Annotated in this window: 13 protein-coding genes; 3 read left to right on the top strand and 10 right to left on the bottom strand. The window is 66.8% G+C overall.

Annotation, left to right across the window (positions count from 1 at the left end; genetic code table 11):
* Window positions 1–257: 257 nt before the first annotated feature.
* Window positions 258–470, bottom strand: coding sequence for a hypothetical protein (locus IFT58_RS06675; RefSeq protein ID WP_188325141.1), 213 nt, complete (start codon window positions 468–470; stop codon window positions 258–260).
* Window positions 471–594: 124 nt separating this feature from the next.
* Between IFT58_RS06675 and IFT58_RS06670 the strand changes: the two genes are divergently transcribed.
* Window positions 595–1,371: an SDR family oxidoreductase gene (locus IFT58_RS06670; RefSeq protein ID WP_192094257.1), complete on the top strand. Its 777-nt coding sequence runs from the start codon at window positions 595–597 to the stop codon at window positions 1,369–1,371.
* Window positions 1,372–1,426: 55 nt separating this feature from the next.
* On the opposite strand, the gene IFT58_RS06665 is transcribed toward IFT58_RS06670, so the two are convergent.
* The 9 genes from IFT58_RS06665 to IFT58_RS06625 form a co-directional block, all read right to left on the bottom strand.
* Window positions 1,427–2,107, bottom strand: coding sequence for a DUF4124 domain-containing protein (locus tag IFT58_RS06665; protein WP_192080754.1), 681 nt, complete (start codon window positions 2,105–2,107; stop codon window positions 1,427–1,429).
* A 22-nt stretch (window positions 2,108–2,129) separates the two neighbouring features.
* The gene (locus IFT58_RS06660) at window positions 2,130–2,831 is read right to left on the bottom strand and encodes a DUF4124 domain-containing protein (RefSeq protein ID WP_249405614.1); all 702 of its coding nucleotides are present in this window, start codon (window positions 2,829–2,831) and stop codon (window positions 2,130–2,132) included.
* Window positions 2,832–2,935: 104 nt separating this feature from the next.
* The gene (locus IFT58_RS06655) at window positions 2,936–3,496 is read right to left on the bottom strand and encodes a Sua5/YciO/YrdC/YwlC family protein (RefSeq protein WP_192094256.1); all 561 of its coding nucleotides are present in this window, start codon (window positions 3,494–3,496) and stop codon (window positions 2,936–2,938) included.
* A 111-nt stretch (window positions 3,497–3,607) separates the two neighbouring features.
* Window positions 3,608–6,082, bottom strand: a complete 2,475-nt coding sequence (locus IFT58_RS06650) for a DNA topoisomerase I (protein ID WP_188325137.1) — start codon at window positions 6,080–6,082, stop codon at window positions 3,608–3,610.
* Window positions 6,083–6,274: 192 nt separating this feature from the next.
* Window positions 6,275–7,204 carry an RDD family protein gene (locus tag IFT58_RS06645; RefSeq protein ID WP_192094255.1) on the bottom strand — a complete coding sequence of 310 codons (930 nt, stop codon included), beginning with the start codon at window positions 7,202–7,204 and terminating at the stop codon, window positions 6,275–6,277.
* A 53-nt stretch (window positions 7,205–7,257) separates the two neighbouring features.
* On the bottom strand, window positions 7,258–8,025 hold the full coding sequence (locus tag IFT58_RS19020) for a pilin (protein WP_192094254.1): 768 nt from the start codon (window positions 8,023–8,025) through the stop codon (window positions 7,258–7,260).
* 39 nt (window positions 8,026–8,064) lie between these two features.
* A complete protein-coding gene (locus tag IFT58_RS06635; protein WP_188325134.1) occupies window positions 8,065–8,538 on the bottom strand; it encodes a DUF494 family protein in 474 nt (157 codons plus the stop codon).
* Window positions 8,535–9,704 (bottom strand): DNA-processing protein DprA, encoded by a 1,170-nt coding sequence (gene dprA / locus IFT58_RS06630; protein WP_192094253.1) that lies wholly within the window; start codon window positions 9,702–9,704, stop codon window positions 8,535–8,537. The genes IFT58_RS06635 and dprA overlap by 4 nt, the downstream gene beginning before the upstream one ends.
* Before the next feature lie 78 nt (window positions 9,705–9,782).
* On the bottom strand, window positions 9,783–10,922 hold the full coding sequence (locus IFT58_RS06625; RefSeq protein WP_188325132.1) for a LysM peptidoglycan-binding domain-containing protein: 1,140 nt from the start codon (window positions 10,920–10,922) through the stop codon (window positions 9,783–9,785).
* 131 nt (window positions 10,923–11,053) lie between these two features.
* On the opposite strand from IFT58_RS06625, the gene def reads away from it, so the two are divergent.
* Both def and fmt read left to right on the top strand, forming a co-directional pair.
* Window positions 11,054–11,566, top strand: coding sequence for a peptide deformylase (def, locus tag IFT58_RS06620; RefSeq protein ID WP_188325131.1), 513 nt, complete (start codon window positions 11,054–11,056; stop codon window positions 11,564–11,566).
* A gap of 138 nt (window positions 11,567–11,704) precedes the next feature.
* Entirely contained in the window at window positions 11,705–12,628 is a 924-nt protein-coding gene (gene fmt, locus IFT58_RS06615) for a methionyl-tRNA formyltransferase (RefSeq protein WP_192094252.1), read from the top strand.

Raw genomic sequence — 12,628 nt, 5'->3', positions numbered from 1 at the left:
GAGCCGACTTCAGTCGGCTTCCCTCACCGCTCGCGGTACACCGGCCGACTGAAGTCGGCTCTACCGTCGGCTTCCCTCACCGCTCGCGGTACACCAGCCGACGGGGTAGAGCCGACTTTAGTCGGCTTCCCTCATCGCTCGCGGTACACCAGCCGACTGAAGTCGGCTCTACCGTCGGCTTCCCTCATCGCTCGCGACACACCAGCCGACTGAAGTCGGCTCTACCGTCGGCTCTACCCGTCGGCTCTACCGCCTGATCATTGTTCGGCGCGCTCTTCCTGGGCGCGCCGTTCTTTTTCTGCGTCATCCACTGTCTGCTGCACGCCGCGCGCCTTCTCCAAGGGGGCCTGCACGCTGCGTGTGAGTGCCTTCGGTTCCGGCGGTTTGTCCTGCGCTGGTACCGGCGGCCGTTGGCAGGCGGCGAGCATCAACATCGCCATGGCAGCGGCGGTGATCTTCAAGACAGGCATGCGCGGATCTCCCGGACGGTGAAGTGCGGAGTGTGCCACGCAGAGGGCCGACTGCCGTGACGGGGGCAGCGGCGCTATGCTTGCGTCATCGTTACACGGGCATGGCCCGGCAGGAGATACAGACGTGACTGCGCAGCGTTGGCGGCTGGATGGACAGACCGCACTCATCACCGGCGCAAGTGCCGGCATCGGGCTGGCGATCGCCCGCGAACTGCTCGGCTTTGGTGCCGACGTGATGATCGTGGGCCGCGATCTCGACATGCTGGAAAGCGCGCGCGACGACCTGGCCGATGAATATCCCGCGCAGGCGATCCATGCGCTCGCTGCAGACGTATCCGATGACGAAGACCGACGCGAGATCCTCGACTGGGTGGAAGATCATGCAGACGGGTTGCATATCCTGGTCAACAACGCGGGCGGCAACATCACCCGTCCGGCGATCGACTACACCGAAGACGAGTGGCGGAACATCTTCGAGACCAATCTCTTTTCCGCGTTCGAACTGTCGCGCTACGCGCATCCGCTGCTGGCACGTCATGCCGCATCGGCCATCGTCAACGTGGGAAGCGTGTCCGGCCTGACCCATGTACGCAGTGGGGCGGTCTATGGCATGACCAAGGCGGCGATGCACCAGATGACCCGCAACCTGGCGGTGGAGTGGGCCGAAGATGGCATCCGGGTGAATGCCGTGGCGCCGTGGTACATCCGCACGCGACGCACGTCCGGTCCGCTGGCGGATCCGGATTACTACGAGCAGGTGATCGACCGCACGCCGATGCGGCGTATCGGCGAGCCCGAAGAGGTGGCGTCGGCTGTTGGATTCCTGTGCCTGCCGGCAGCCAGCTATGTCACCGGCGAATGCATCGCAGTCGACGGTGGCTTCCTGCGTTACGGGTTCTGAGCGGCATCATCGCGGGGCAGTGGCGTCGCCGACCCGGGAGGGTCGATCCCTGATCTCAGGGCACCGCGCAATCGCTGGCTTCAAGTACAGCCTGCAGCCGTTCGCGTTCGGCGGTGGCGGCGGTTTGTCCTTCGGCCAGGACGAAGCGCTCGCGACCGCGCGCGTCGCGCAGGCGCTGTTGCCACGCGCCACAGCGCTGGTCTTCGACCAAGGCGGTGCAGGTATCCCGCTGCACCTCGCAGCTCTCGGCATTGCCTGGCGCGAGGCTGCCGCCCAGACCCGTCAGTGCCAGCGGCGCGCAGCGCGGCGGTGCAGGTTCAAGCTCATGCAGGTACTGGTTGCCGTCCTTGCCCACGCACTGGTAGATCTCCGGCAACGGGGGTTTCGGCGGTTGGTCGGTGTTGGCCGCTGCCGCCGCTGCGCGCGCGCGGAACACATCGCTGTCCAGGATGGCGTCGTTGCCATCGCCTGTCGCGGGGGCGGCCTGCAGGGTCGGCAGCAGGTCGCTGTCGAGCACGCCGGCCGCCACGGGCGCCGGGTCGCCCAGCGCGGTGCTGGCGGTCGACGTTGCCGATGCCCCACGACGTTGGATGATCTGCGCGGTGCCAGCGGGGCAGGGGGTGTCCTGCACGTTCACTGCGCCGTCGGCGTCCGTGCAGCGGAACACCACGGCATCGTCGGCCGATGCGGTGAGCGACAGCGCCATCAACAGCACTACGGACGTCAGGAGTTTCATCCGCTGATTGTAGCGGCGTGGCTCAGTAGCGACCGCAATCCTGGTCCAGGCGTGCGTCGATGCCGCGCTGCTCGCGGCTGATGTCCTGGCGCTCGCTTTGCAGGGCGCTGTTATAGCGACGATCCAGGTCCCAGCGCTGGTCGCGCAGGCGGGAACAGACCTCGCGCGGTGGCAGCGCGTTGCAGGTGTCACGCACGAGGATGTTGCCGGCAGGGAAACTGACGCTGTGACCGATGCCGTGGGGCGGCGGGTAATGACCACCGGCGATTCCCTGTCCTTCCGCACGTACGGGGGGCAAGCCGGGACCGCCCTGCCAGGGGCGGTGACCGCCGCCGCCCGGGATCCAGCCGGTGGTCCACAGCGGCACCCAGCGTGGATTGCCTCCGTTGTTGTCGCTGATGTAGCGCCGGCCTTCTTCAGTCACGCATTCGTACATGGGCTGTGGCGGCTGGATGTAGACATGGCGGATCTCGCGCGGCGCCTGGGTGGACGGTGCCGCCGGCGTGACGACGTCGGCCGTACTGGCGCGACGGGGGGGCGGATCCTGCGGCCGCTGCATGTCCCGGACTTCCTGCCGACCGCTGGTACACGGGCTGTCCTGCAGGGTCACCGCGCCCGTGCTGCCGACACACCGGTAGATCCGCACGTTTTCAGCGGACGCAACAGGCACGGCGAAGGCCCATAGGGGCAGCAGGGACAACAACAGGGCAGGGGGCAGGCGCATGCCCACATCGTGCGGTATCACCGCACCCGGCGCCAGTAGTGACGGCGGCTGGCCGTCAACCGGAGCGGCCGTCGGCCGTCAACCACCGCGGCCGTCGGCCCACATCATGAGCGCAGGACGTTGCCGCTCAATGCATCGCGGATGGGGGTGGGCTGCGCCAGTCCACCGGTATCCCCGTCCAGTACGCCGTCCAGCAGCGACAGCAGGCGCGGATCCAGTTCGTCGCGGGTGCGCGCCGGTGGCTCTCCGGCCAGATTGGCGCTGGTGGATACCAGCGGCCCACCCCAGGCGCGGCACAACGCGGCAACCAGCGGATGCGCACTGATGCGCACCGCCAACCCGCTGTGATCGCCGGTCACCCACTTGGGCGCACGCGGACCGGCAGGCAGTATCCAGGTATTCGCGCCCGGCCAGCTGGCCAGGACTTCGCGCTGTCGTTCATCGGGAAGCGCATCCAGGCGCGCCCATCCCTGCAGTTGATGCAGATCGGCGGCGACCAGGATCATCCCCTTTTCCACCGGGCGCTGTTTCAGCTTCAGCAGGGAATGCACAGCCATCTGGTGGCCCGGGTCGCAGCCCAGTCCCCACACGGCTTCAGTGGGATACGCGATCACGCCCCCGGCACGCAGGCGGGCAACGGCGGTCAGCAGGGTGAGTTCTTTCATACCGCCAGTATCCGCCTGTGCAGCACAAACGGATAGCGCCCGGCCCAGCCCGGCGAGTGCGCCACGCAGACGTCGATCTGCCGCGCAGTGCGCGGCGCCGACGCCCCCGTGTCAGCCCGCGGTCTTCTTCGCCGCCGCCTTTTTGGCAACCTTTTTCACCGCTTTCTTGGCGGTCTTCTTGGTGGCTTTCTTGGTGGTCTTCTTCACCGCGATCTTCTTGGCGGCCACCTTCTTGGGCGCGGCCTCCTTCTTCACGGTCTTCTTGGCCGCCTTCTTGCCGAAGCCCTTGCGCACCGGCTTGCCGGTCTCTTCCATGAACTGCTGTGCTTCGGCCAACGTCAGCGAGGCGGGCTCCCGATCCTTCGGGATCTTGCCGTTCATCTTGCCATCGCTCAGGTACGGGCCGAACCGGCCGTTCAGTACCTGGATTTCGCTGCCATCGAATTCCTTGATGATCCGGTTGCGCGCGATCTCTTCCTTTTCTTCAATCAGGAAGACAGCCCGATCCAGGTCGATGGTGTACGGATCATCTTCTTTCTTCAGCGAAGCGTAGACGCTGCCGCGCTTGGCGAACGGACCGAACCGGCCGATGCCCACGCTGACGTCCTCGCCCTTGTCCTGGCCCAGCGCACGCGGCATCAGGAACAGCTCCAGCGCGTCTTCCAGGCGGATGGTGTGCATCGACTGGCCGGGACGCAGCGAGGCGAACTTCGGCTTGTCTTCGGCGTCCTCGGCGGTGCTGCCGATTGCCGCGTAGGGGCCGAAACGGCCCAAACGCACGCTCACCGGCTTGCCGGTCTTCGGATCCGTGCCGAGCTCGCGCGCGCCACTGGCCTCGGCGCGGTCCACCGATTCGTTCTTTTCCTGCACCAGCTTGTTGAACGGGTCCCAGAAGCGGGCCATCAACGGGATCCAGTCTTCCTCGCCACGCGACACGGCATCAAGCTCGTCTTCAAGCTTGGCGGTGAAGTCGTAGTCCACGTACTGGGTGAAATGGCTGGACAGGAACTTGGACACCGCACGCCCCACGTCGGACGGGCGGAAGCTGCGGCCTTCCATCTCCACGTACTTGCGGAACTGCAGGGTCTGGATGATCGAGGCGTAGGTCGACGGGCGGCCGATGCCATATTCTTCCAGTGCCTTCACCAGCGCCGCTTCGGTGAAGCGCGGCGGCGGCTGGGTGAAGTGCTGGTCGGCGCTGATGCGGTCCAGCGGCACGCGGTCGCCGGGCTTCATCAACGGCAGCTTGCGGCCCTCGTCCTCGTCGTCGGCGCTCTTGGTGTCCTTGCCTTCTTCGTACACGGCCAGGAAGCCGGCCACCACGACGGTGGTGCCGCTGGCGCGGAACACATGCTCGCTGCCGGCCGACAGGTCCACGCTGACGGTGTTGAGCGTGGCCGGGATCATCTGGCACGCCACCGACCGCTTCCAGATCAGCTCGTACAGCTTGCGCTCGTCGTCGGTGAGGTAGCGCGCCACCTGTGCCGGCGTGCGCAGCGCGGAGGTCGGACGTACGGCCTCATGCGCTTCCTGGGCGTTCTTGGATTTGGTCTGGTAGGTATTGGGCTGGTCCGGCAGCGAGGCGATGCCGAAGTCGCGGGCGATCACGTCGCGGATTTCCGCCAGCGCGTCCTGCGACAGGTTCACCGAGTCGGTACGCATGTACGAGATCAGGCCGACCGTCCCTTCGTCACCGATCGCCACGCCTTCATACAGTTTCTGCGCGACCTGCATGGTCTTGCGCGTGGTGAAGCCCAGTTTGCGCGAGGCTTCCTGCTGCAGGGTGGAGGTGGTGAACGGCGGCGCCGGGCGGCGCTTGCGCTCTTTGCTGACCACGTCGGTGACATGCAGGCTGCCCTGTGCGGCCTGCTGGATACGCAGGCGCGCCGCCTCGGCGGTGTCGCCGTCGGTGACGGTGAACTGCTCGAACTTCTGCCCATCGAGCTTGATCAGCTTGGCGCTGAAGGGCTGCGACGGGTGTGCGCACGCGGCGGCGATGGACCAGTACTCGCGGGCGATGAAGGCTTCGATCTCTTCTTCACGCTCCACGATCATGCGCAGCGCGGGGCTCTGCACGCGGCCGGCCGACAGGCCGCGCTGCACCTTGCGCCACAACACCGGCGACAGGTTGAAGCCCACCAGGTAATCCAGTGCGCGACGGGCCTGCTGCGCATCGACCAGGTCGGCAGCGATGGCGCGTGGGTGGTTCATCGCCTCCTTGATGGCGCGCGGGGTGATCTCGGTGAAGACCACGCGCTGCATCGGCTTGTCGCCGACCAGGCCGCGTTCGCGCAGGATCTCGGCGATGTGCCAGCTGATGGCTTCACCCTCGCGATCCGGATCGGTCGCCAGAAAGATGTCATCGGCGCCCTTTGCGGCTTTGGCGATGGCTTCGACATGCTTCTCGTTCTTCTCGATCACGTCGTAACGCATCGCGAAGTTGTTGTCCGGGTCGACCGCGCCTTCCTTCGGTATCAGGTCACGCACATGCCCATACGAGGCCAGGACGGTGAAGTCCTTGCCGAGGTATTTGTTGATCGTCTTGGCCTTGGCGGGCGATTCGACGATGAGCAGGTGCTTGGGCATGAGGGTCGGGTTCTGTGCGCACGGCAGGGGTGAGGGCCGCTAGGGTGGAGCAAATGGCCGCATTAGTGAAGCGGCGGTGTCGAGATACATAAACTGAACGCCCGGGGGTGAGCCGGGCGTTCAGCTTTCTCCTTATTAGAGGAATCATGCCGTGAGCGCTCTGTCAAGCGCCGGACACGTCCCGCCGCCGGCTCAACCGGCCATTTTGGCGATCGCGCCGATGGCCACCACCATGGCCACCATCACGCCAGCGGTCAGGATGCCGCCGAGGATCAGGATGACGATGGTGACCGCGCCCAGCTCGTGGCGCTGGCGCTGCGGCTGGTCGGTGAAGGCCCATTTGTCGACGACTACGGTGTCGCAGATCATGTCGTGCAGGGCCTGCTTGCGCTCGGTGAACGCCGCCAGCAGGTAGCCGATCAGCAGGGTGAGGCTGCTCAGCAGGGTCGCGAAGTAGCGGCCGATCGAACGCGCCATGGTGATGCGGTCGCCGTCGCTGCGCACGACCTTGATGCCGATGGCCATCTTGCCCGGCGTGGCGCCGCCGCTGGAAGCGTGGAACCACGCGTAGTAGGCCAGGCTGATGCCGAAGCCGATCAGCGCGCCGATCACCTGGCTCATCACCCCGGCAGTGGTCGATCCGCCGCCCGCCAGGCTGGCCGCACCGCCGATGCCCAGGCCGACGATGGCACCGATCGCCATGGAAGACGCGGTCAGGATCACATAGTCGATCAGGTAGGCCGCGAGGCGCTTCCAGAAGCCGGCGTAGACCACTTCGGCGCCGTGTACCGGCATCGCACCGGGAAAGCCGACGTCCGAAGCAGGGGCGCTGTAGGGCGAGGCGCTGAGCGGCCCGGTGCCCGGCAGCGGCGCGGTGCCGTTGTCGATGGCCGCGTAGTCGCCGCGCAGGTCGAAGCCGGTCGCAGGTTCGGCCGCAACGGCCGCCAGTGACTGCAACTGCAGCTCATCGACCACGCTGCGCAGTTCCGCCCATTGGCCCATGCCTTCGCGCCAGACCAGCGTGTCCAGGGTGATCTGGCTGCGCTGGAACAACTGGCGTATTTCGGTGTCCGGCACCGGACCCTGGCGCTGCTGGCCTTCGGCGTAATACCACTCGCTCATCGTTTTTCCCTGTCAAATCGTGTTGGTGAAAAGGGTTTTCCCCTGCGCCGGCATCAGCCGCGGCAGTCCACGGGAAGGTATTTATCGGTCGTGTCGCTGCTGCATTCCCAGGCGGAATCAGCCGGGCTGTATTCGAGCCACAGCAGGTCGCCGTCGAGTTGGGGCTTGCCCACGCCCAGCGTCGCTTCGATGCCGCAATGCGCGTTCTCGAACTGGCCCAGCTGCACGCTGGACAGCCCCTGTGCCGTGAACGCGTCGTGCGCCGGGAAGCCGGGGTCGCTGCTGCTCGGACAGCGGCTGTGAATCTGGTGGAACTCCTGTACCTGCGCCTTCAGCGGCTGCAACGTGGCAATCGACTGCGCCACCTTGGCGCGGATCGTGTAGTCGTTGTAGGCAGGCAGCGCGATGGCCGCGAGAATCGCACACACCGGCACCACCACCAGCAAGGCGGCGCCGCCGATGATGGCCGTCAAAGCGCAGCCGGACAGCCCTTTCTTCGCAGGCTGCATGGCCATGGGCGGTACGCGGCTGACGCCGGGCCCGGCGTACGGGCTGCTGTCAGGCACGATCGACGCCGGCGAGACCGGTGGCGGTATCGTGGGATCAGGCGCCGGTGGCATGGGAGGGGGCAGCGGAGCAGGTGGTACGGCCGTCAGGCCGAGTTCGGCCACGACGCTGCGCAGGGGCTGCCACGCAGGCAAGCCCTCGCGCCACACCAGCGTGTCCAGTCCAATACGGTTGTCTCTGAACAGCGACCCGATTTCCTCACTGGAAACCGGGCCGACCTGCCGACTGCCCTCGGCGTGGAACCACTCGCTCACGTGAACGCCCCCTGTATGCGCAAGGGGTGCAGTGTACGGTCAGTGAAGGGGTTCTGGCTCGTCCATGAACATCTGGGTTTCCATCCACGCATAAGCGGCTTCCGAGCCAGGCTGATTGAACAGCACCATCAACACGACCCACTTCAGGTCGTCCAGATCCAATTCGTCCTGGTCCAGCGCCATCGCCCGATCAAGCACCAGCTCGCGCTGGTCCGCATCGAGGATGCCATGCTGTTCCAGGTACAGGATGAAGCCCCGGCACTCCACGTCCAGCTTGTCGAGCTCTGGACCGTGATAGATGCGCACCGGGCCGTCGACGCGGGTATGCGAAACGGCGGGTCGCTGGGCGGCCAGGGCATCCAGCCAATCAAACGCCTTGGCTGTCTCGGCTGGGCTGAAGCCCGCCTGGATCAGGCCGTTCTGCAGGGAATCGCGGTCACGGATGAGGTCAGCGTCTTCGCTGAAATAGTGTTCAAACAGGTACAGCAGTACATCGAGAATGCTCTCTTTCATTGCCCCTCGGCCTGCGTCATCGACGCTGTGGAGGTTGGGAAACCAGGGTTTCGACAGTAGCGGCCGTGTTCGCACACCACGATACCCGCCAGTTCCATGGCCAGCAGCATGGAGGACAGCCGAGCGGCCGTCAATCCGGACTGTGTGATCAATGAATCGGCAGGGGTTGGGTCGTGGTCGAGCAGTTTCCACAAGCACTGGTAGTCCGGGTCGGAGGCCAGTGTGGGCGGAAGGCGGGCTCGCCGTCCCTGTTCAGTGGGGGTGGCCAGATGCCTTTGCAAGTCGGGGACGGCGTCGGCCAAGGCGGTGGCGATCAGGGCCATGACCTCATCCGCCGACTCCACCAAGGCGGCACCCTCCCGGATCAGCCGATGGCAGCCGGCCGCGCGGGGATTGCGCACCGAGCCGGGCAGGGCGCAGACCTCGCGACCGGCTTCTGCCGCCAGGCGGGCGGTGATCAGCGCGCCGGAGCGGTTTGCTGCTTCGACGACCACCGTGGCCAGGCTGAGCCCGGCCACCAGCCGGTTGCGGGCCGGGAAATAGGCGGGCCGCGCCGGGGTGCCGGGCAGGTACTCGCTGGCCACCGCACCGCGGCTGGCTACGGCAGCCTGCAGGCTGCGGTGATGCAGGGGGAAGACATGGTCCGGCCCGTTGCCCACCACGGCGACGGTGATGCCGTCGTTATCCAGCGCGGCACGGTGCGCGGCGGCGTCGATGCCCGCCGCCAGGCCGCTGGTCACCGCCAGTCCCGCACGGGAGAACGCCGTGCTGAACTCTGCCGCAAGCGCCCGGCCGCTCGGTGTCGGCGAGCGGCTGCCGACCACGGCGATGGCCGGATGCCACAGATGGCTGGGGTCGCCGTCCACGAACAGCGCCAAGGGCGGTTCCGGTGCTGCGCGCAGCAGTGGCGGGAATCCATCATCGTCGGCGGCGATCAAGTGGTGGCCCGGCTGCTGCAGCCATCGCAGGGCGCGTTCGATGGCAGCGTGATCGGGGCTGGCCAGGTGTTGCTGCTGGGCGGCCGAACAGCCGGCCTGCCGCCAGGCGACGGGGCCCGCGTGCACTGCCGCAGCCACTGTCGGTCGGGCAGCGGCCAAGGCCCGCCGCGAGGCCAGGCTGCCCCCGGCCAGGATCAAGGTGAGCAGGGCTGGGGTGTGTTCGTCCATGGCCGCAGCGTGGCGCGGAAACAACAACGGCGCCCTAGGGCGCCGTTGGCATCTGCTGTCGGACGAATCCGGCAGCGGTTACTGCGTGGCGTCCGGGTGGCGCGCGCTGTAGCCCAGCTGCACCGGCTTGATCCCTTCCATCACCAGCGCGTAGCTGACGTTGTCGAAGGTGCGGAACACCATCGCATGCGCCGCGTACTCGTCCGGCAGGCTGACGCGGTTGTTGCCATCGGCACGTGCATCGTCCATCTGCGACGAGTTCGGCGCCTTCATCCGGTCCTTCACGTGGCTGCCGAAGCGCCACATCGAGAACACGGTGCCGTTGTCCACGCCCTGCAGGCGGCCGGCAGACAGCGCGATCACGTCACGCGGGCCGCCGGACAGGAACATGTCCGTAACCGCCAGTACGCGCACGTCCAGCCCTTCGGTGCCGGCAGCGGGCACATGCGGGAAGAACTGCAGGTCGTACGGTGTGGCTTCCACCGGCACAAGGCGGTCACCGGCACGTACTTCGCGGCCATCGCCACTGCCCTGCAGTGCCAGCGTCGCCACGTCCACGCGGCCGGAGGGCACCGCGGTGATGGTGCCGACGTTGACCTTGGCGAGCTCGTAGCCCAGCACCTGGTGCGGACGCTTGTTCGGGACGGTGAAGTCCTTCCACAGGTTCCCGCTGCCCGGGGTGACATGGCCATTGGCGGTCAGGTCCTCGGTCGCCTTCGGCAGCGCATAGCGGACGGTGGGACGCACCACCGCATAACGCTGGCCCACGGCGGCCTGGTCCAGCCCCTTCACATAGGCCACCTGGCCGGCCGTGGCCCGAAGACGGTTGTCTTCCAGTCCAGCGACGTGCGGCAGGTTGTCGATGCGATCGACGACGCTCAACTGCTTCAGGAACGGCTCGACTTCCGACAATGGAATGCCGGTGATCGGTGCCTCCTGGCGCGGCCCTGGCTGCTGGCTCGCGACGACGCGGTCCAGGTACGCCAGGCTGAGTACATCGCCCGGATAGATCAGGTGCGGGTTCGCCACCTGCGGGTTCGCCTGCCAGATTTCCGGCCAAAGCCAAGGCTTTTTCAGGAAACGCGCAGAGATATCCCACAACGTGTCGCCCTTCTGGACGACATAGGTGGTCGGGTGCCCGTTCATTTCAACGGCGGTAGCATAGGCGGCAACGGTCAACATCGCCGCGGCGACGACCGTGCGGATTCGTAGCAACATAAGAGTGGTCAGCCCTGATTCCCCAACAGGTTGCCGCACTATAGTCCAGAAACCGGGGCGCAGGGCAAGCGTTGGCGATAGAATTGCAACGCAGCCCGGCGTTGACCGGCCCCCACCAGACGATTACAGCCATGGCACTGCTTCCCATTCTCGAGTTCCCCGATCCGCGCCTGCGCACCAAGGCCGTGTTGATCGATGCCGCCGAGGTCACCACGCCGGCCTTCCAGACCCTGCTGTCGGACATGTTCGACACCATGTACGACGCCCCGGGCATCGGCCTTGCCGCCAGCCAGGTCGACGTGCACCAGCGCTTCATGGTGATCGACGTCAGCGAGGAGAAGAACCAGCCGATGGTCTTCATCAACCCGGAGATCGTCGCCCACGACGGTGGCCAGGTGTACCAGGAAGGCTGCCTGTCGGTGCCCGGCATCTTTGCCGACGTCACCCGCGCCAACCAGATCACCGTGCGCTTCCTGGATCGCCAGGGCCAGCCGCAGGAGCTGACCACCGAGGGTCTGCTGGCGGTCTGCGTGCAGCACGAAATGGATCACCTGGACGGCAAGCTGTTCATCGACTATCTGTCGCCGCTGAAGCGCGAGATGGTGCGCAAGAAGCTGGCCAAGCAGCGCCGGCACGTCGCCTGACCGTAACAACGGGGCGCCACCCGCGGTGGTGCCCACTGTCCGCCTGCCTGCCAGTGGCGTGCGCGGACGGACCCAGGGGCGCCGCACATCGGCGCCCATTTTCTGCCTGCAGGTTTCCACCTGCATAACGGGGTGACCATGAGGATTGTCTTTGCCGGTACGCCGGAGTTCGCGCTGTCGTCGCTGCGCGCGGCTGCACGCCATCACGAAGTGGTGGCCGTTTACACCCAGCCGGACCGTCCAGCCGGCCGTGGCCGTGGCCTGGCGCCTTCGCCGGTGAAGCTGGAAGCGGTGGCGCGTGGGATTCCGGTGTACCAGCCGGAATCGCTGAAGGACGAGGCGGCCCAGCAACAGCTGCGTGACCTGCAGCCGGATCTGATGGTGGTGGTGGCTTACGGGCTGATCCTGCCGAAGGCCGTGCTGGCCATCCCGACCCATGGCGGTTGGAACGTGCATGCCTCGCTGCTGCCGCGCTGGCGCGGTGCCGCGCCGATCCAGCGCGCCATCCAGGCCGGCGATGCACAGACCGGCGTCTGCCTGATGCAGATGGAGGCGGGCCTGGATACCGGCCCGGTGTTGTTGCAGCAGGCGCTGCCGATCAGCCCCACCGACACGGGCGGACAGCTGCACGACAAGCTGGCCGCACTGGGCGAGCAGGTGCTGTCCGACGGCCTGGGCCTGCTGCGCGCCGGCCTGATCCCGGTCAAGCAGCCGCAACCGGCCGAAGGCGTGACCTATGCGCACAAGCTGGACAAGGCCGAAGCCCGGCTGGACTGGACGGCCGATGCCGACGCATTGGCGCGCACGGTGCGTGCGTTCAATCCGTGGCCCATCGCCGAAGCGCAGCTGGCGGGTGAGCGCGTGCGCATCCACGGCGCGGTCGCACTGGAGGACAACGGCGGCCATGCCCCGGGTACGGTGATCGCCGCTGCACGCGAGGGCATCGACATCGCGTGCGGCCACGGCGCGCTGCGACTGCGTGTGCTGCAGCGCGAAGGCGGCAAGGCGATCACCGCCGCCGACTACCTCAACGCACGACGCGACCTGCGTGCGGGAGCCTGA

It is taken from the genome of Stenotrophomonas sp. CFBP 13718, assembly GCF_014842145.1.
Lineage (GTDB): Bacteria > Pseudomonadota > Gammaproteobacteria > Xanthomonadales > Xanthomonadaceae > Stenotrophomonas.
This window is presented reverse-complemented; position numbering and strand designations above follow the sequence as displayed.

What these genes read in the sequence shown, in the direction of transcription:
- IFT58_RS06675 (WP_188325141.1), bottom strand. Translation starts at nt 470, where the DNA reads ATGCCTGTCTTGAAGATCACCGCCGCTGCCATGGCGATGTTGATGCTC.
- IFT58_RS06665 (WP_192080754.1), bottom strand. Translation starts at nt 2,107, where the DNA reads ATGAAACTCCTGACGTCCGTAGTGCTGTTGATGGCGCTGTCGCTCACC.
- IFT58_RS06660 (WP_249405614.1), bottom strand. Translation starts at nt 2,831, where the DNA reads ATGCGCCTGCCCCCTGCCCTGTTGTTGTCCCTGCTGCCCCTATGGGCC.
- IFT58_RS06655 (WP_192094256.1), bottom strand. Translation starts at nt 3,496, where the DNA reads ATGAAAGAACTCACCCTGCTGACCGCCGTTGCCCGCCTGCGTGCCGGG.
- IFT58_RS06650 (WP_188325137.1), bottom strand. Translation starts at nt 6,082, where the DNA reads ATGCCCAAGCACCTGCTCATCGTCGAATCGCCCGCCAAGGCCAAGACG.
- IFT58_RS06645 (WP_192094255.1), bottom strand. Translation starts at nt 7,204, where the DNA reads ATGAGCGAGTGGTATTACGCCGAAGGCCAGCAGCGCCAGGGTCCGGTG.
- IFT58_RS06635 (WP_188325134.1), bottom strand. Translation starts at nt 8,538, where the DNA reads ATGAAAGAGAGCATTCTCGATGTACTGCTGTACCTGTTTGAACACTAT.
- dprA (WP_192094253.1), bottom strand. Translation starts at nt 9,704, where the DNA reads ATGGACGAACACACCCCAGCCCTGCTCACCTTGATCCTGGCCGGGGGC.
- IFT58_RS06625 (WP_188325132.1), bottom strand. Translation starts at nt 10,922, where the DNA reads ATGTTGCTACGAATCCGCACGGTCGTCGCCGCGGCGATGTTGACCGTT.
- def (WP_188325131.1), top strand. Translation starts at nt 11,054, where the DNA reads ATGGCACTGCTTCCCATTCTCGAGTTCCCCGATCCGCGCCTGCGCACC.
- fmt (WP_192094252.1), top strand. Translation starts at nt 11,705, where the DNA reads ATGAGGATTGTCTTTGCCGGTACGCCGGAGTTCGCGCTGTCGTCGCTG.